Origin of the sequence: Myxococcus sp. CA033, assembly GCF_013336625.1 — a bacterium.
Taxonomy (GTDB): domain Bacteria; phylum Myxococcota; class Myxococcia; order Myxococcales; family Myxococcaceae; genus Myxococcus; species Myxococcus llanfairpwllgwyngyllgogerychwyrndrobwllllantysiliogogogochensis.
The window spans coordinates 410625-428908 of sequence record NZ_JABUMU010000006.1; the positions used below are offsets into that span (position 1 = coordinate 410625).

Below are 18284 nucleotides of genomic sequence, written 5' to 3' on the forward strand. Positions count from 1 at the left end.
GAACCACTCTAACAGCCCGCTGTCCGCGCGGCTTTCGTTGCCCTGGAAAACTAGCGCCTCAGCACACTTTTACAACACGAGGGCTCGTGCAACGATGGTCGTTTGCATGCAAGGAGTCCCATGCGGGTCCTGATAGTCGCTCAGGGAGGGGCGGACCTGTCGCCACTGGAAACCCTGCTGGAAGCCAGGGGGAACACGGTGGTCCACGTCGCTCGTGACGTGGAAGTACCGGCGGCCTGGCGCGCCGAGCCCTGTCCCCTGGTGGTGCTGGATGCGCGCGAGCCGGGCTCGCGAATGCCCCTCGTGCGGGCCCTGCGCAGCCTGCCGGGTGGCGCCGCGGCGGTGGTGATGTTGGTGGGGCGACGCGGCGCGCTCCACCTGCTGGAGCCCGCGCTGGAGGACGGCGCGGATGAAGTGCTGGCCTGGCCCATGGACGCGGAGGAGCTGCGACTGCGGCTGGACATGGCCGAGCGCCGCTCCGCCCGCCGCGAGTCGCGCGTCGGGGTGCCGTTCGGCGACGAACTGCGCGACACCATGCTCTCCGTCAGCCCGGTGCCCACCTCCATCACCACGCTGGGCGAAGGCCGCGTCGTGGCGGCCAATGACGCCTACTTCCGGGCGTTCGGCTACTCGCGCGAGGACATGCTGGGCAAGACGACGGTGGAGCTGCGCCTGTGGGAGCGCCCGTTCGACCGCGCCCACGTCATGGAGCGGCTGCGGCAGCACGGCTCGGTGCGGGGCGTGGACGCGCAGTACCACACCAGCACCGGCGAAGTGCGCCACACGCTGTTGTTCATGGGGCTGGTGCCCTATGCGGGCGAGCCGCACGTCATCTCCTTCTTCCCGGACATCACCCCGCTGAAGCAGGCGGAGGAGGAGGTGCGCCGCTCGGAGGTGAGCTTCCGCACGCTCATCCAGAGCCTGCCGGACCTGGTGGCCGTCTTCGACCGTGACGCGCGCGTGCGCTACGCCAACCTGAAGGTCGCCCGCGCGCTGGGCTACTCGGACGTGCGCGAGCTCATCGGCAAGCACATCTCCGACATGATTCCCCCCGAGGACCTGGCCTCGGCGGACGCGCGCATGCACGAGGCCCTGCGCACCGGGCGCAACGCCCTTTCAGAAAGGCGCATGGTGCGGCGCGACGGCGGCATCCTCCACGTGGAGTCCACCACCTTCCCACTGCACTTCGACGGCGAGGACTCCATTGTCTCCGTGGCGCATGACCTGACGGAGCGCCACCAGATGCAGGCGCGACTGATGCTCGCCGAGCGCATGGCCTCCGTGGGTACGCTCGCCGCGGGCGTGGCGCATGAAATCAACAACCCGCTGGCCTACCTCACCGCCAACCTCGCCTTCGCGCGCGAGGAGCTGTCCAACCTGCCCGGCCCCGGCGCGCCCGGCATGGACGCCACGGTGACCGAGTCCCTGGCGGACGCGCAATCCGCGCTCGCCGAGGCCCAGCAGGGCGCCGAGCGCGTGCGAACCATCGTCCGCGACCTGAAGACCTTCAGTCGGGTGGATTCGCTCGAGGACTCCGTCGTCGACGTGCGCCAGGTGCTCGACTCCACGCTGAACCTGGCGACCACGGAGATCCGCCACCGCGCCCGGCTGGTGAAGCTCTTCGAGGACGTCACGCCCGTGCGCGCCAACGAGTCGCGGCTGGGCCAGGTGTTCCTGAATCTCCTGGTCAACGCCGCGCAGGCCATTCCGGAGGGCTCGCCGGACCGCCACGAGATTCGCGTCGCCGCGCGCATGGGTGATGGAGGCCGCGTGCTGGTGGAGGTGTCGGACACGGGCGTGGGCATCGCCGCGGAGCACCTGCCGCGCCTGTTCGACCCCTTCTTCACCACCAAGGCTCCCGGCGTGGGCACCGGCCTGGGCCTGTCCATCTGCCACAACCTGGTGACGGCGCTGGGCGGCGAGATTCGCGTGCGCAGCGCCCCCAACCGAGGCTCCACCTTCCAGGTGCTGCTGCCTCCGTCCGAGCGCCCGCGCGCGCTGCCACCACCGCCGCCACTGGAGGCGCCCGCCTCCGCGGAGAAGCGCGGACGGCTGCTCGTGGTGGATGACGAACCCCTGGTCTGCACGGCGCTCGGCCGCACGCTGCGCCCCCACCACGACGTCACGCTCGCCACGCGCGCGCAGGACGCGCTGGAGCGAATCGAAGCCGGCGAGCACTACGACGTCGTCTTCTGCGACTTGATGATGCCCGGCATGAGCGGCATGGACTTCTACTCCACGCTGATGAAGCGCTATCCGGACCAGGCCCGCCGCGTCGTCTTCCTCACCGGCGGTGCGGTGACACCCCAGGCCCGCGCCTTCCTTGAAACCGTCACCAGCCCGCATCTCGAGAAGCCCTTCGCGGGCCGCGAGCTGCTGTCCTTGGTGCAGGAACGATTGGCCCGCGCCTGATCCGGGTCACAGTCCACCTGTGGAAGAATCGGACAGACTCACGCGCCGGCTGTCCTTCAATTCCCCAGCGATTCCACGGCCCTGCCCAGGCTGCGTCACACGACGCCCCCGCAAGCCCGCAGCTTCATTGACCTCAAACTAAATCCTCCGAGTAAGCGTGCGCGATTCCTGAAGATATTCCAGGGATGAACGACCGCGTCATGGGCTGGTACGGGGGTTGCTCTGGGCTGACGCGCCGCACCGTGGAGGCCATGCGGGCGGCGGAGTCGAGCGAGGTCCGGGAGTCACCAGGAGCCGCTCGCCCCCTCGGTTTTCCCGGAGGCATCAGGCGTGACGGCGGACAGGAACAAGCACGGTGGGACGCGCGCGGCGTGCGTGCGGTGGCTGGGCGTGGCGCTGGTGGCCACGGCCGGAACCGCGTGCGCGGCGGCCCCCGCCCCGTCCACGTCGCAGTCTCGGGGCGGCTCGAGCTTCACGTCGGAGACGGTGGTAGAGCGGGCGAGGGCGAAGGCGGCGCAGGCGTACGTGGAGCCCGTGTCGACGTTGCCGGAGTCCTACAAGACGCTGGACTACGACGCGTACCGGGACATCCGCTTCCGTCCGGAGAAGGCGCAGTGGCGTGACGCGGGGCTGCCCTTCCAGGCGCAGTTCTTCCACCCCGGCTTCTTCTTCCAGTTCCCGGTGGCGATGTACGAGGTGACCGGCGGCAAGTCGGCGCCGCTGCGCTTCTCGCCGGAGCTGTTCACCTACGGCCCGCTGGTGAAGCCCGGCCCGCTGAAGAAGGCGGATGGCTACGCGGGCATGCGGCTGTCGCATCCGCTGAACCGCTCGGACCTCTTCGACGAACTGGTGGTGTTCCTGGGCGCCAGCTACTTCCGGGCGCTGGGCCAGGGCAACCTGTATGGCCTGTCCGCGCGCGGGCTCGCGCTCGACACGGCGACGTCGCGCCCCGAGGAGTTCCCCGCCTTCCGTGAGCTGTGGCTGGAGAAGCCCGCTCCCGGCGCGGACCGCGTCGTCGTGCACGCGCTGATGGACAGCCCCAGCGTCACCGGCGCGTATCGCTTCACCGTCATCCCCGGGGCGAACACGGTGATGGAGGTGGAGGCCACGATTTTCGCTCGCAAGCCGGTGGAGCAGCTCGGCGTGGCGCCGCTGACGAGCATGTACCTCTTCGGGGAGAACGACCGGGGCGACTACGACGACTTCCGGCCGGAGGTTCACGACTCGGACGGCCTCTTCGTCTGGACGCGCACGGGCGAGCAGCTCTGGCGGCCGCTGCAGAACCCCGAGCGCATCAACGTCTCCAGCTTCCAGGTGGACAGCCCGCGCGCCTTCGGCGTCCTGCAGCGCGACACGGCGTTCGCCCACTACGAGGACCTGGAGGCGCACTACGAGCGCCGGCCCAGCGCGTGGGTGGAGCCGGTGGGCGAGTGGGGCCCGGGCGTGGTGCGCCTGGTGGAGCTGCCGACGCCGGACGAGACGAACGACAACATCGTCGCCTTCTGGGTGCCCCAGAAGCCGCTGGCGGCCGGCGATTCGCTGCGCGTCGCGTACAAGCTGCACTGGGGCTCGCGCTCGCCGTGGCCCGTGACGGGCGCCACCGTCGTCAGCACGCGCCTGGACGCGGGCGACTCCTGGAAGGGCGCGAGGCTGAAGGACGCGCGCCCCATGCGCCGCTTCGTCATCGACTTCTCCCCTGTGCCGGACCTGAAGGAGAGCACCACGCCCGTGGAGCTCGTCGTCAGCGCCGGCTCGGGCAAGGTCCTGCGCCCCATCGCCAACCGCCACACGCCCTCGGGTGGCTGGCGCGCCACCTTCGAGCTGCACCCCGCCTCCCCTGCCGTCCCCACCGAGCTGCGCGCGTACCTCAAGCGCGGCCCGGAGACTCTCACCGAGACCTGGAGCTACCTGTGGATTCCGTGACGACGCTGACTGCCTGCCCCTCCGTCCCGTCCACCGTCTGGGCCGTCCCGCGTTCTCGCGCGGCGCTCGACACCTTCTTCCGCGGCTTCGGCTTCACCACCGAGGCGGACCTGTCCGCGCTGGCGGCGTGGGTGCTGGACGGCTACGGCGCCCAGGGTGCCCAGCCCCCCGCGGCCGTGGCGCTGGCGCGCGCGCGCATGGAGACGTGGTTCGCGAGCGTCCTGGGAATGGAGCACGCGGGCCCGGGCCTGCTGGCGCGAGGCCGCGCGGCCTTCGTCCTGTGCGACGGCGCGAGCCGGGGCGCGCGGCTGCTCACCCGGGCTTCGGCGCCGGAGGACTTCGTGAAGGCGGCGCGCGCGGCGGTGCCGGTGCCGGCGCCCGCGCAGGTCAGCGCGGTGATGCCCGAGCAGCAGCTCGTGCTGTGGCCGTTCGGTGAGCTGCTGCGCCGCTGGTGGCGCGGGGCGTCGCCGGACGTCTCCATCTCCCGCTGAGCGGGGGTTGCACCGGAGCCTCGCGATGGAAGCCCACTCGTTTTCGCCCGAGAGCGCCGCTTTCCGGCGCGTCGGAGTCCTGGGCCTGGCGGCCATCACCACCCTCGTGGGGACGCTGGAGATGCACCGCCTGTTGAGCGCCCACGGCACCTCGGTGCCCGAAGTGGTGCTGGTGGGGCTCTTCGCGCTGTGCTTCGGCTGGATTGCGCTGTCCTTCTGGACGGCCATCGCGGGCTTCCTCCAACTGGCCCTGGGCCCCCGGCTTCCCGGGCTGCGCTACCCGACGCCGGACGAGGAGGGACAGCCCCTGGCGTCGCGCACGTCGGTGGTGATGCCCATCCACAACGAGGACCCGGCCTCCGTCTTCGCCAACGTGCAGGCGACGTACGAGTCCGTGGCCGCCACCGGGCATCTGGACGCCTTCGACTTCTACGTGCTGAGCGACTCCACGCGCGCGGAGGCGTGGGTGGCGGAGGAGCTGGCGTGGTCGGAGTTGTGCCGCCGGGTGGGCGGCCAGGGGCGCATCTTCTACCGGCGGCGCACGGACAACACGGGCAAGAAGGCGGGCAACCTCGGCGACTTCTGCGAGCGGTGGGGCCGCCGCTACGACTTCACGGTGGTGCTGGACGCCGACAGCCTCATGGACGGCCGCACGCTGGTGAAGATGGCGCGGCTGATGGAGCTCAACCCGCGCGCGGGCATCCTCCAGGCGCCGCCGTTGAACGTGGGCCGCACGACGCTCTTCGCGCGCCTCCAGCAGTTCGCGGGCCGGGTGTACGGGCCCGTCGTGGCCGCGGGCGCGGCGGCGTGGCAGCTGGGCGAGTCCAACTACTGGGGCCACAACGCCATCATCCGCACGGAGGCGTTCATCAACCACTGTGGGTTGCCGGTGCTCCCGGGCAAGCAGCCCTTCGGTGGACACATCCTCAGCCACGACTTCGTCGAGGCGGCGCTGATGCGGCGCGCGGGCTACACGGTGTGGCTGGTGCCGGAGCTGGGCGGAAGCTACGAGCAGCCGCCGCCGAACCTGCTCGCGTATGCGCAGCGCGACAGGCGCTGGTGCCAGGGCAACCTGCAGCACCTGAGCCTCGTCATGGCGGGCGGCCTGCATCCGTTCAGCCGGGGCCACTTCCTGATGGGCGTCATGTCCTATGTCGCCTCGCCGCTGTGGCTCCTGTTCCTGGTGTCGGGGCTCGTCGCCGCGCTGCATGACCGCTTCTTCCTGGACGCGCACGCGCTGGAGTCGCCCGTGCTCGCGTTCGACGCACCCGGCGCGCTGCGCCTGTTCGCGGTGTCCATGGGCATGCTGTTCGCGCCCAAGGTCCTGGGGCTGATGCTCGCGCTCTTCAAGCGGGGCGAGGCGGCGAGGATGGGGGGGCGCGTGAAGCTGGTGCTCAGCGTGCTCGTGGAGAGCGTGCTGGCCTCGCTCCTGGCGCCGGTGATGATGCTGTTCCAGTCACACTTCGTCTTCGGCACGCTCCTGGGGTACCGGGTGAACTGGTCCAGCCAGCAGCGCGAGGACGCGGACCTGCCGTGGTCCGAAGCGGCGCGGCGTCACGCCGTGCACATGGCGGTGGGCGTGGGGATGCTGGCCGTGGCCGCGCTGGTGTCCCCGGCGCTGGTGGCGTGGCTGCTGCCAGTGGCGGTGGGGCTGCTGCTCGCCGTCCCCCTCACGGTGCTGACGGCACGCTCCTCGCTGGGGATGTGGGCCGCGCGACGGGGGCTGTTGCTCCTGCCGGAGGAGACGGAGCCTCCCGAGGTGGTGGAGCGGGCCCAGGCCATCACAGAGGAGCACGCGGTGGAGCCGGTGCCGGACGCCATCGAGCGGGTGCTCGGCGACGCCAAGATGCACGCGCTGCACCTGGCGCTGCTGGAGTCGCAGCCGGGACTCGCCGAACACACCTCGCCCGCGGCCCTGGAGTCCGCACGACGCAAGCTGCTGGGCGGCGGCGCCGAGCCCCTCTCCGCGCAGGAGAAGGTCGCGGCCCTGCTGGACGTGGGCACGCTGAGCGAGGCGCGCGAGCAGCGCCTCACGCGCGCGCTGTCCTGACGCGGCGGAGCGGTCAGTCCTCGTCGTGCAGCACGAGGTCCAGCGAGTCGAGCGCTCGGCCCTCCGAGGAGGCGCGGCGGACCTCGCGGTCCTCGAATCGACGCGACATCAGCGCGCGCAGGTTGAAGCGCGCGGCGCGGGCCAGCCGACCTGCGCGAGCCTTCAGCGCGCCACGAGAGACCTTTTGCGTGGACGTCAGCCCCACGAAGACGCGGTTGGCCGTGGTCTGCGAGTCGAAGGCGTGCAACTGCGCGAAGCTCGCCTGCCACGTCTGGAGCATCGCCGGGTACAGCGGATTGGGCGAGCGATGCACGTTGCTCACCACCGCGCCGTCGGGTGTGAGCCGGGCCTTGGCTGCCTGGAGGAACTCCCACGTCGCCAGGGCCTTGGGCATGCCTCGGGGGCCATAGGCATCCAGGAGGATGACGTCGTAGGCGGGCCCCGGCGTCTCGATGAAGCGGCGCCCGTCCGCCACGTGCGCGTGCAGCAGCGCATCCTCGCGGAAGCCGAAGTAGCGCCGGGCGACCTCGAGCACCTCCCCGTCACTGTCCACCGCGTCGATGCGCGTCTGGGGCAGCGCGGCGCGCAGGAACATGGGCAGCGAGCCGCCCCCCACACCCACCATCAGGATGCGCTGGGGATTGGCCACGAAGGCCACGCCGCCAATCATGCCTTGCGTGTATTCGAGCTCCAGCCGCAGCGGGAAGCCCTGCCCCACCACGCTCTGGTAGGCGCTGTCCCAGCCGAACTGGAGGTAGCGCCGGCCCTCGTCGTCCTGGCTGACGATGCAGCGATGCGAGCCGGCGAGCCCCACGTGCAGCACGGTGCGCGGCTGGGAGAGCCAGCGGAAGACTCGCGCGAGGTAGCGCCGGGAGCGCTCGACCTTGCCTCCGGGAAGAGAGAGGCCGAGCGGTGCGCCCTGGCGGGGGAGAACCCGCTTCCAGGGCGCCTCGCACCACCAGGGACCTCCCGCGCGCGGCCAAGTCACGCACAAAGGTCTATCACCTCCCCGGCCCGCTTTTGACAGCCCTGCGTCACGCGAAGAGGCGACGGAGCACGGCCACCATCGCCGCCACGTCGGACGCGCACGCCATCTCCCGGATGGAGTGCATGGACAGCATGGGGTTGCCCACGTCGACGGTGCGGATGCCCAGCTGTCCCGCCGTAATCGGGCCAATGGTGCTGCCACACCCCAGGTCCGTGCGCGTGACGAAGTGCTGCGGCGTCACCCCTGCTTCGCGACACAGCGCGGCGAAGTACGCCCAGGACTCGCCATCGGTGGCGTAGGACTGATTCACGTTCGACTTGATGACGGGCCCGGCGCCCATCTGCGGCTGGTGCTTGGGCTCGTGCAGCGAGGCGTAGTTGGGGTGGACCGCGTGCGCCATGTCCGCGCTGACCAGGAAGGACTGGGCCATGGCGCGGTGGAACGCATCGGGCTTTCCGTCCGAGAGCCCCAGTGTGAGGCGCTCCAGGAGCGTGCGCAGGAAGGGGGACGCGGCGCCCTGCGCGCTGCGGCTTCCCACCTCCTCGTGGTCGAACAGGATGACGCCGCTGGTGGCCTCGCGCGAGGCCGGGCCGGTGAGCAGCGCCGTCAGGCTCGAATGGCAGCTCGCGAGGTTGTCCAGGCGCGGCGCATGGAGGAACTCCTCGTGCGCCCCCGAGCGCGTGGACGGCTGCAAGTCGTAGAGGCACAAGTCGTAGCCCAGGATGTCGGCCGCCTCCGCCTTCACGCCGCCCTTCGACAGCTCCTTCACCAGCATGGCGCGCAGGTCCACCGCGCCCGCGCTCTCCAGGCCCAGCACGGGCACCATCTGCTCCTGCGGGTTGAGCTTGAGGCCCTCGGTGTTCACCCCTCGGTTGAGGTGGATGGCCAGGTTGGGCACTCGCAACAGCGGCTTGCGGAAGTCCACCAGGTGGCCCCGGGGCTTTCCGCCCTCGAGCAGCACCACGCGGCCGGCGAGCGACAGGTCTCGGTCGGTCCAGGTGTGCAGCAGCACCCCGCCGTAGATTTCGACGCCGAGCTGCTGGTAGCCGTTCTTGGCGACCTGGGCGTTGGGCTTGAGTCGCAGATTGGGCGAGTCGGTGTGGGAGCCGACCAGCCGGAAGCCCGCCCGGTCCACTGGCGCGGTGCCCAGGTGGAAGGCGGCGATGCTGGTGTCGCCCCGGGTGACGTAGACGCGCTCACCGGGCTTCAGCGTCCAGGACTCGCGCTCGTCCAGGGCGCGGTAGCCCGCTTGCTCCAGGCGGCGGGCCGTCTCCCGCACCGCGTGGTACGGCGTGGGCGAGGCATCGATGTACGCGAGCAGGTCATCGGCCAGGGCATCGGTGTCGGTGGGGCTCATGTCGGCCCGAAGCTAACCGCTACCGGGCGTCTCGCCACGTCCGAATCACGTCCCCCGAGCGGGCGGACGGGCCCCTGTCCCCGGCGGCGGCACGGTGGAGGACGGCCGGGCCTGGGGGGCGGCGTCGAGGAAGGTCCCCAGCAGCACCCACCGGCGGGACTGGTCCTCCTTGCCGCGCTTGGCGAGCAGCGGCGTCGTGTAGTGCCAGAAGGGCAGCCGGTACACGGTGATGCCGCCCACGGTGCTCACCCGCGTCATCTCGGACAGGTGCCCGTCCTTCTCGTAGACGAGGTACTGGTGGTCCACGCCCGGCATGGTGAGGCTCACGTGCATGTCCACGTAGCCGTCGCGGGCCTCGGCCTCCTCGGGGTGGTGGTCATTGTGAGGGCCGGAGTAGTCGCCGGGCCCGTAGCAGAGCACCTGGATGCCCCAGTTGCGCCGCAGCACGCGGCCACTGACGGAGGCGGCGAAGGCGGCGAAGGTGTCCGAGCGAAGCATGGTGGTGAGCCCCACCGCTTCCGCCGCGCGCCAGGAGCGGGAGCGCCGGTTCTCCAGCAGCGCGGTGCGCACGCGGACCGTCTTGGGCAGCAGCTCCATGTAGTTCATCGTCATCCCGGAGATGGAGTCCACGGGGATGGGGTCCTCCATGCGCACCAGGGTGTCGTTGAGCGCCGCGTCGAGCGCGTTGCGACAGGCGGCGGCACGCGTCGCGTCCACCACACCCTGGAGGGAGACGAAGCGGCGCGCGGGGTCCAGCAACGCGCCCGAGACTGACGTGTCCCGGCCCTCCAGGATGCGGCGGCCCTTGGGAGTGAGGAGGTCGGCGAACTCGGAGGGGAAACGCTTCATGCGGCCCCGAATACGGCTTCACGGGCCGGTTGTCCTGCGGAATGCGCGCCGCATCCGTGTTCGCTCGGTGCCACGGGCCGTGCTTCATGTCCCGGAAAGCACGGCCCGCGAGGGGCCTGTCACGTCCGATGTGTGGGCCGCTGATGCCGAGGAGGCTCGAAGCGGTCCCTGTCCCGGTTGGGGTCGGGCTTCTTGCTCGGAGGCCGTGACTCGGTCTTCGAGGGCGCCTTGGGGGGCGGCCTTGGTGTGGGCCTGGGACGATGGGGGTTGATATGAATGGGCATGTTCGTCTCCTGGGAGTTGTCGCACCTCGTGCGCACATGAGGGATAGGTCGGAGAGGAAATACCGGTTACAGGCTTCAGCACGATCTGGGTGTCCAGGGACCTCATGACGTCATGCGTCAGGCATTGGGCGCCGTTCTTGGCTCCCTGATGGGTGTGTTTCCGCTCGGCGGCAACCTTTACCGGCCGCCTGCGATAACCTGCTGATTCGTCGAATTCTGGAGAGTCCCCCAAGCATGGATCCCATCCGCAACCGTGCCCGCGTCGTCACGTCAAACCCGTCCACGTCGCTCCAGCCGCAGCGGGAGGCGCAGCAGACGGCGGCCCCGGCGAGGGCCAACGCGGTGGGTCATGCGCAGTTGAGTACCTTCGAGGCGAAGCTGGCGGCGCCGGTGCAGGCTGTGGCGGCGCAGCCGACGCCGGGCGCGTGGCGCGGCGGGCCGGACACCGAGGTGGGCAAGGCGGTGCAGGCCATCTGGGACCGGATGCAGAACATGCCGGGGGCGGATGTCACCATCAAGGGAGACACGCCGGCGTCGCTGCTCGGCCGCGCCATCCTGGACGGCAAGAAGGTGTCGAACGAGCAGATCATCGCGATGTCGAAGGTGACGTTGGATCAGCTCGCGACGGATCCGAAGGACCGGGAGAAGGTCCTGAAGAAGGTGCCGAACGCGCGCGAGCTGCCGGTGCACAAGTTCACGGTGGCGATGCTGTCGGCGGCGACGGGAATTGATCCGAAGAAGCTGTCCGAGGCCTGTCCCGACCTGGGCCTGACGGGCGCGCCGGGCACGCCGCTGCTGTATGCGGCGGAGGGGCAGAGCACGCAGCGCTCCACCGCGCTGCACGACTTCACGGACTACCTGCGCGGAGCGGGCATCAAGGGCCTGAACAAGGCCGTGTGGGGCGTGGAGAACCGCATCCTGTCCGCCCTCGTCTCCATCGTGGGCGGCGGACGGTACTGAGAAGTCCGGGGTTCACGCCGTGAGGCGTGTCAGGGCCGTGTCCCGTACAGGGGCGCGGCCCTTCGTCTTTCAAGGGACGAGCTTCGAGCGAGCGGCGTCCCCTGCCCTGGCACGTGCGCGGCAATCACCTTGTTCCGGCGCAACGACGACGGCTCGCGCGAGCAGTTGCCTGTACGCGCGTCCTGAGGTCAGTCGCCTTGTTCCGGTACCGGACCCGCGAGCTTCGCGCGAGCAGCCTCCAGCCGCCTGGCGCGCACCTTTCCAGCAACGTCAAGCAGTCGGCGGTCGCGCGCCCAGCGCTCACGGGTCACAGCGTCGACCTGGGCCCACAGCGGCTCACTCTCGACGAGCGTGCGCTTCACCTGAGCCAGCGCGCCAGCGAGCGCCACATGCGTCGCCACGGATGACGGGTCCGCCTGGGCAAGCCCGCGCATCATCACCGCGAGCGCGAGCAACTCCTCGCGGATGGGGTCAGGCCAGCCGCTGCGTCGGCCGAGCTGGAGAAGCCAACCGAGGAGTGCGAGATGGACATGACAGTCCTCCACGGTGCGGAAGGGCTTGAGGTAGCGCGTGTAGCCATCGCCCGGGAGTACTTCTTCCGGTGATACCGCCACGTCTTCGAGCCGCAGCTCCGCGTGAGGGACCTCGGGCACGAAGGGGAGCTCGGGCAATTCAGTGGCGATGATGCCCGCGCGCCTGGCGTCCACGGACACCAACCTGAGCCGGTTGCGGCCCTGCTCGTCCTGTCCTTCGGAGGCGACGATGAGTAGCAGCTTCGCGCTGGAGCCCAGCGTGACGAAGGCTTTCTCCCCTGTGAGTGTCCAGCCCGTGGCCGTTGGCGCAAGACGCGTCTGGATGGCGGCGGGGTGCCCACCCATCGACTCCGTGGCGCAGAGCGCGACGGGCTGGTCAGCGGGGAGCATGGGGAACAGGAAGCGGTGGGCGGCGTGGTACCCGGAGGCGAATGCAAATCCGAGCCGGTCCGCGCGAAAGCCTCCCGCGAGCGCGAGGTCCGCGGGCGACTGGAACCGCGGCACCAGTTCCACATGACGGCGCCACCACGTCTCGACGGAGTCGAGTGTGACGGGCTCGGGGGACTCAGTGAGCAGGAAGGAGAGGACGTCGTTCACAGGGCCACTATACGACAGCCAGACGCAAGCGGCGTTCCCGGAACAATCCAAACCAGAGGCGGCCCACCGGCCTGACTGAAGTCAGCCAGCGGCGCCAGACCCAACATGCCTTTACCCTCTCAAAAACAACACCCAAGGCATGACTGTGTACAGGATGCGCTGCACCAGCCCCCCATGATGAGCAGACAGAGTCCAGCGCTCGGCGTTACATCCCACGCGCCTCCATCTACAACCTCATCAATCGCAGCCCGAGCATCCAGCTCGCGGGAGTCGTGAACGTGGCAGGAGTCACTCGCTGCGTCCACGAATGCGCTGGCGACCTGGATGCTCAGGGGCGCGGCTGAGGTGTCCCGGAATGCGCTCAGTCGGCGTGCCAGGGAACTGGGATTCGCCCGCACCAGCACGCGACCTTCGCGGGCCCCAGGGCGACAACTCCCGGCCGGCGTCGCTGGCCCTCGCACTCACTTCGCCACGAGGCCCGACGACAGCGCGTCAGGCCCGGGCAAACAACCTCACCCCGCCAGGCGCTTGCGGCCACCCGCGGACTTCTTGCCCTTCGTCGTCTTATTCCCCTTCACGGGCTTCTTCGCGGAGCGGGACTTGGACACGGACTTCTTCTTCGAGGCCTTCTTCCGGGCGGGGGCCTTCTTCTCCGGCGCCAGGATGGTGCCCCTGCACTGGGGCGCGCCACAGCGGCACACGTAGAGGGCTTCGGACTCGGACCCCATGTCCTCGGTGCGCTCGTAGGCGTAGTCGTAGACCAGCTCCTCCCCTACCTCGAGCGCGCGCAGGGCGAAGATGTAGATGCGCCCCTTGTCGATGAGCGCCTCGCAGTTGGGGGCACACGAGTGGTTGATGTAGCGCGCCTCGTTGTGCAGGGTGCCCGCGTCGAGCACCGTCTTGCTGTCCAGGTTGAACAAGAAGGTGTGGTGCCGCCCCATGGCCTCGTCGTCGTAGCGACGGTCCGCGTCCGCCTGGGTGATGCGCTCACCGACGTACTCGATGATGCGCTCGCCCTTGCGGATGCGGCGGGTGGCGAAGGCGCCCGTGCCCTGGATGGACGACGGACGCAGCTCGAAGGGGATGGGCTTGGAAGAAGGAGTGAAAGTGGGGGATGTCATGCGGGTATGAGTGGCCCGGAGTTCACGTCGGCCAGGACGCTCCATCAGCGGCGGTGTAGCGTGCACCAGACGGACTCTCGATGAAAGGCGTTCGATGATGCGGTGGTGGCTCGTGCTCGGTGCGGTGAACGCTTTCCTGTCCGTGTCGGCGGGAGCCTTCGGCGCTCATGCGCTCAAGGCCCGGCTCCCTCCCGACCTCCTCGTCATCTTCGAGACGGGCGCGCGCTACCACATGTACCACGCGCTCGGGCTGCTCGCGGTGGGACTGCTGTCCCTGCTGCGCCCCTCATCGCTCCTGAACGGCGCGGGCTGGGCCATGCTCGTGGGCATCGTCCTGTTCTCTGGCAGCCTCTACGCGCTCGCACTCTCCGGCGTCCGCGTCCTGGGCGCGGTGACACCCCTGGGCGGCCTGGGCTTCCTCGCCGGCTGGGCTCTCTTCGCCATCGCCGCCTGGCGCGCGACGCCCTAGCCACCCCACCGAGGTCCGGACCCCGGTGTCACTCCCGAACCAGCGGAGGCATCGGGTACATCAGGTCCAGGTCCCGGTTGTTGCGGATGCCACACGCCTCGCGCTGCACCATCAGGTACCAACGCTGCAGCTCCGCCTCCTTGCGCACCTCGCGATAGCGCTCCAGGCGCACCGCCCGCGTGGGGCCCCGGGACATCAAGAGCTCGCGCTCGGCGCCCTCCAGCGCTGACAGGGCCTTCTCCAGCTTCTCGCCGGTGCGCTTGAGCGCGGAGGCCTTCTCCTTCTGGAACTCGGCCTCCACCGGCAACAACGCGTTGACGCTCTGTTCTCGGGCCATGCCCTTGGGTTTAACCACCCCCCGCTGGCGCTCGCAGCACGGGGGATGAGCGCACCTGAAGCGCCCTCTCAGTCCAGCTTGCCCTCCAGGACAGGGAGCGGCGAAGTGGCTGCCTTCCTGGCGCCGCGTCATCATCCCCTCCCCCACACCCACTCCCCGGAACCGCCATGCGCGCCTTCCTCCTGGCCCTCGTCGTCACCACGGCCTCGGCCCAGCAGTCTGGAGCCTCGGCCCCTGCTCCAAGGTCCTACCTGCTGCGCCCCACGAGCGTCTTCGACGGCGTCACCCCCAAGCCCCATGCGGGCTGGGTGGTGCTCGTCACCGGAGAGCGCATCGTCGCCGCTGGCCCCGCCTCGCAGGTGAAGGCGCCCGAGGGCACGGAAGTCGTCGACCTCGCCGGCACCACGCTCCTGCCCGGGCTCATCGAGGGCCACTCCCACCTGTTCCTCCACCCGTACAACGAGACGAGCTGGAACGACCAGGTGCTGAAGGAGCCGCTGTCCCTGCGCGTGGCCCGAGCCACCCAGCACGCGCGAGAGACGCTGCTCGCGGGCTTCACCACCGCGCGTGACCTGGGCACCGAGGGCGCGGGCGACGCCGACGTCGGACTCAAGCAAGCCATCCAGCAGGGAATCATCCCCGGACCTCGTCTCCTCGTGGCGACCCGGGCCCTGGTGGCCACTGGCACCTATGCCCCCAAGGGCTTCGCCCCCGAGTGGCACGTCCCCCAGGGCGCCGAGGAAGCCGACGGCGTCGATGACCTGGTGCGCGCGGTGCGCGGACAGATGGGCCGGGGAGCCGACTGGGTGAAGGTCTACGGCGACTATCGCTGGGGCCCCTCGGGCGAGGCGCGCCCCACCTACTCACTCGAGGAGATGAAGCTCATCGTCGAGACGGCGCGCGACGGCGGCCGCCCCGTCTCCGTCCACGCCAGCACGCCCGAAGGCATGCGCCGCGCCGTGCTCGCCGGCGCGGAGACCATCGAACACGGCGATGGGGGAACACCGGAGGTCTTCCGCCTCATGGCGCAGCGCGGAGTCTTCCTCTGCCCCACGCTCGCCGCGGGCGACGCGCTGTTCCGCTACCACGGCTGGAAGAAGGGCGTGGGTCCGGAGCCCGCCCCCATCCAGGAGAAGCGCGCCAGCTTCCGCGCGGCGCTCACCGCGGGCGTGCCCATGTGCGTGGGTGGAGACTCGGGCGTCTTCACCCACGGGGAGAACGGGCGCGAAATGGAGCTGATGGTGGAGTACGGCATGACGCCCGTGCAGGTGCTCCAGGCGGCCACGTCCGGCAACGCGCGGATGCTGCACCGCGAGGACCGGCTCGGCCAGGTGAAGGCCGGCCTGCTCGCGGACCTCGTCGCCGTGGACGGAGACCCCACGCGGGACATCTCCGCCGTGCGCAAGGTCCGCTGGGTGATGAAGAACGGAACGCCCTACCGGCGCTGACTCGCCAGCCCGATGCCCGCGGGCTCCGCGCAGCCCGCCTCCACCGACGCGGGCAGGTAGTCCAGCGCCGACGACGCCTTGGGCGCCGCGTCTTCCGAGGCCACCCGGCGCCACGCGTCCCGCAGCAGCAGATAGCCCGCGACGAACAACATCCCGTTGCGCGCCAGCAGCAGCAGCGTCTGGGGAATGCCCAGCCCGTACTTGTACGAGGGCCCCACGAAGACACCGCGCGACAGGATGGCGGCCACGAGGATGAGCACGGGCACCGTGCGCGAGCCGGACAAGAGCGCCAGCGCCGCCGCGCCCATGACCCACGTGAGGAACTGCGGACTGAGCACCGGGTTGAGGATGATGAAGGCCACCAGCGGCCCCAGCGCCAGCCGCGCCAGGTCATCCATCCGCTCGGGGAGCCGGCGACGCACGGACCACATGCCCACCGCGGCCATGCCCAACGAGCCCACCACCCACAGCCACCGGCTCACCGCCCTCACGCCCTCGGCGGCCGCGCCATGCAGCTCGAACGCCGCGGGGGCGTGAATCCAGAGCACGCCCTGGACCAGGCCCAGGTGATGCGCGGCCCACAGCAGCGAGGCCCCGAGCGACTCCACCTGGAGCCCCCGGTCGACATGGAACGACGCGAAGCCCCACCAGGGCCACACCGCACTCAGCGGCAACAGCGGCGCCACGCCCAGCGTCAGGCCCACCACCAGCTTGCCCAGCGTGCCGCGCTTCCAGCACACGGCCAACGCGAGCGGCACCAGCACCACCGGGTACAGCTTCGTCACCACGCCCACCGAGAGCGCCAGGCCCGCCACCGTCTCGCGGCGGCGCGCCAACGCGAAGAGGGCCGCCATCGTCAGCGCCGCGGGGATGAGGTCATAGCGCTTGAGGTAGTAGAGCGCCGCCATCCACGACGTCACCGAGTACGCCAGACACGGAACCACCGAGCGCCACGCCCTGCCCCACTTGCGGGCCCCCTCGGTCAGCAGCACCCACTTGATGAACCCATCCATCACCGCCAGTTGGAGGCCGAACAGCGGGATGAACTCCCACTGCGTATGGCGCACCCACGCGGCGGGGACGAACCACAACAGCGCGTAGGGCGGGTACTCGAAGCGGAAGTCCTGGTTGGGCGTGGCGCCGGCGAGGAAGGCTCGCGCCGTCTTGAAGTACAGGTCCAGGTCGCCGATACGCGGCGAAAACGCGTACACCACGAGCGGCGTCACGCCGACGAGGAACGCGACCCAGTGCCAGGGCCCGAGACGGGCGGAAGGGGAAGCTGCGGGAGAAGGAGGGGTGGAGGCGGACACGCGAGCGCACTCTGTCCAATCCTGGCTGCTTTTGTCGCGGGGAAAGAGAGACACGCCGCCCCCTCCCCTGGTCGGGCGCCACCCGAGGAGGCGGAGTCTACCCGGGTCGGCGCTACGGAGTGCGGGCCAGGGGCTCGGCCTTCACCTGCGCGAAGAGGCGCTCGACGTCCGCTCGGCCGCACAGGTCCGTGCCCTGGGAGAGCAGGGCCGCCGTGCCGGAGGCGATGCCCCAGCGCAGGGCCTCCTCATGGGACTGGCCCCGAGCGAGCGCCAGCGTCAGCCCCGCGACGAAGCTGTCCCCCGCGCCCACCGAGCTGTGCGTCTCCACAGGAGGAGGCGAGGCGCGAAGCTGCGCGTCACGCGTCGTCAGGAGCGCGCCGTCGGCCCCCATGGACACGGCCAGGACCTCCGCCCGGCCCCTCGCCACCAGCTCCCGCGCCGCCTCGGCCTGGGTCGCCAGGTCCTCCGCCTTCAGGCCCGTCAGCTCGCGCAGCTCGCGGCGGTTGGGCTTGGCCAGGAACACCCCTTCCTCCAGCGCCGCCGAGAGCGGCGTCCCGCTGGTGTCCACCACCACGCGCACCCCCAGCCGCTTCGCCAGCCGCGCGACACGCGCGTAGAAGTCGTCGGGCACGCCCTGGGGCAGGCTTCCGCTGGCCACGATGAACGCGGCGCCCGTGGCGACCTCCCCCACCGCGCTCAGGCAGCGCTGCCACTCGAACTCGGAGAGCACCGGCCCGGGGAGGATGAAGCGGTACTCCCGGGCGCTGGCGCCCTCGGCCACGGTGAAGCTCTCGCGCGTGGAGCCCTCCACGGGGATGGAGCGGCGCAGCAGGCCCTTCTCCTCCAACAGCTCCTCCAGCATGAGCCCCGTGGCACCGCCCCGCGTGTAGACGGCGATGGACTCCCCGCCCAGCTCCCGCACCACGCGCGCCACGTTGATGCCGCCACCGCCCGGGTCCCTGCGCACCGAGCCGCACCGCAGCTTGTGCTCCGGGGTGACCTCCGGCACCGACGTCGCGACGTCGATGGCGGGGTTGAGCGTCAGCGTCACGATGTGCGCCATGTGCCAGGTCTCCAGCGATGGGAAGAGGTCGTCCCTCTCGGAACGCAAGCGCGCAGAGAGTGCCCCACCGGGCACGTCCCCGCCAGCCCGGC

The 18284-nt window shown here is 70.4% G+C and carries 15 protein-coding genes; 7 read left to right on the top strand and 8 right to left on the bottom strand.

The window, feature by feature from the left end:
- The first annotated feature begins 120 nt into the window (after positions 1-120).
- The 4 genes from HUA78_RS19005 (at position 121) to mdoH (ending at position 6876) form a co-directional block, all read left to right on the top strand.
- Positions 121-2412 carry a PAS domain S-box protein gene (locus HUA78_RS19005; RefSeq protein WP_174464706.1) on the top strand — a complete coding sequence of 764 codons (2292 nt, stop codon included), beginning with the start codon at positions 121-123 and terminating at the stop codon, positions 2410-2412.
- A 330-nt stretch (positions 2413-2742) separates the two neighbouring features.
- A complete protein-coding gene (locus tag HUA78_RS19010) occupies positions 2743-4335 on the top strand; it encodes a glucan biosynthesis protein (protein WP_371745610.1) in 1593 nt (530 codons plus the stop codon).
- Positions 4332-4826 (top strand): hypothetical protein, encoded by a 495-nt coding sequence (locus HUA78_RS19015; RefSeq protein ID WP_254623789.1) that lies wholly within the window; start codon positions 4332-4334, stop codon positions 4824-4826. Before HUA78_RS19010 ends, HUA78_RS19015 begins: the two co-directional genes overlap by 4 nt.
- 25 nt (positions 4827-4851) lie before the next feature.
- Positions 4852-6876 carry a glucans biosynthesis glucosyltransferase MdoH gene (gene mdoH / locus HUA78_RS19020; RefSeq protein ID WP_174476846.1) on the top strand — a complete coding sequence of 675 codons (2025 nt, stop codon included), beginning with the start codon at positions 4852-4854 and terminating at the stop codon, positions 6874-6876.
- 13 nt (positions 6877-6889) lie between these two features.
- Here the strand turns inward: mdoH and HUA78_RS46525 are convergent, their stop codons facing one another.
- From HUA78_RS46525 to HUA78_RS19035, 3 genes are read right to left on the bottom strand one after another with little or no spacing between them, the layout of a single operon-like run.
- On the bottom strand, positions 6890-7864 hold the full coding sequence (locus tag HUA78_RS46525) for a fused MFS/spermidine synthase (protein ID WP_174461770.1): 975 nt from the start codon (positions 7862-7864) through the stop codon (positions 6890-6892).
- A gap of 46 nt (positions 7865-7910) precedes the next feature.
- The gene (locus HUA78_RS19030) at positions 7911-9221 is read right to left on the bottom strand and encodes a M18 family aminopeptidase (RefSeq protein WP_174476847.1); all 1311 of its coding nucleotides are present in this window, start codon (positions 9219-9221) and stop codon (positions 7911-7913) included.
- Positions 9222-9266: 45 nt separating this feature from the next.
- On the bottom strand, positions 9267-10070 hold the full coding sequence (locus tag HUA78_RS19035) for a hypothetical protein (protein WP_174461768.1): 804 nt from the start codon (positions 10068-10070) through the stop codon (positions 9267-9269).
- Between the two features lie 518 nt (positions 10071-10588).
- Here HUA78_RS19035 and HUA78_RS19040 point away from each other — a divergent pair.
- On the top strand, positions 10589-11314 hold the full coding sequence (locus tag HUA78_RS19040) for a hypothetical protein (RefSeq protein ID WP_174476848.1): 726 nt from the start codon (positions 10589-10591) through the stop codon (positions 11312-11314).
- 188 nt (positions 11315-11502) lie between these two features.
- Here HUA78_RS19040 and HUA78_RS19045 read toward each other — a convergent pair whose 3' ends face one another.
- Together HUA78_RS19045 and HUA78_RS19050 are read right to left on the bottom strand one after the other, a co-directional pair.
- Positions 11503-12444, bottom strand: coding sequence for an acyl-CoA dehydrogenase family protein (locus tag HUA78_RS19045; RefSeq protein ID WP_174476849.1), 942 nt, complete (start codon positions 12442-12444; stop codon positions 11503-11505).
- Positions 12445-12956: 512 nt separating this feature from the next.
- Positions 12957-13565 (bottom strand): SET domain-containing protein, encoded by a 609-nt coding sequence (locus tag HUA78_RS19050; RefSeq protein ID WP_174476850.1) that lies wholly within the window; start codon positions 13563-13565, stop codon positions 12957-12959.
- 94 nt (positions 13566-13659) lie between these two features.
- Here HUA78_RS19050 and HUA78_RS19055 point away from each other — a divergent pair, with 94 nt between their 5' ends.
- Entirely contained in the window at positions 13660-14034 is a 375-nt protein-coding gene (locus HUA78_RS19055) for a DUF423 domain-containing protein (RefSeq protein WP_174461765.1), read from the top strand.
- Positions 14035-14062: 28 nt separating this feature from the next.
- Here the strand turns inward: HUA78_RS19055 and HUA78_RS19060 are convergent, their stop codons facing one another.
- The gene (locus tag HUA78_RS19060) at positions 14063-14371 is read right to left on the bottom strand and encodes a hypothetical protein (protein WP_174476851.1); all 309 of its coding nucleotides are present in this window, start codon (positions 14369-14371) and stop codon (positions 14063-14065) included.
- A 167-nt stretch (positions 14372-14538) separates the two neighbouring features.
- Between HUA78_RS19060 and HUA78_RS19065 the strand changes: the two genes are divergently transcribed.
- Entirely contained in the window at positions 14539-15819 is a 1281-nt protein-coding gene (locus HUA78_RS19065) for an amidohydrolase family protein (RefSeq protein WP_141646877.1), read from the top strand.
- On the opposite strand, the gene HUA78_RS19070 is transcribed toward HUA78_RS19065, so the two are convergent.
- Both HUA78_RS19070 and HUA78_RS19075 read right to left on the bottom strand, forming a co-directional pair.
- Positions 15807-17129 carry a glycosyltransferase family 87 protein gene (locus HUA78_RS19070; protein ID WP_174464700.1) on the bottom strand — a complete coding sequence of 441 codons (1323 nt, stop codon included), beginning with the start codon at positions 17127-17129 and terminating at the stop codon, positions 15807-15809. The genes HUA78_RS19065 and HUA78_RS19070 overlap by 13 nt on opposite strands.
- 112 nt (positions 17130-17241) lie before the next feature.
- Complete coding sequence (locus HUA78_RS19075; protein WP_174476852.1) at positions 17242-18192, bottom strand: 1-phosphofructokinase family hexose kinase; 951 nt, start codon at positions 18190-18192, stop codon at positions 17242-17244.
- Between the last annotated feature and the right edge of the window lie 92 nt (positions 18193-18284).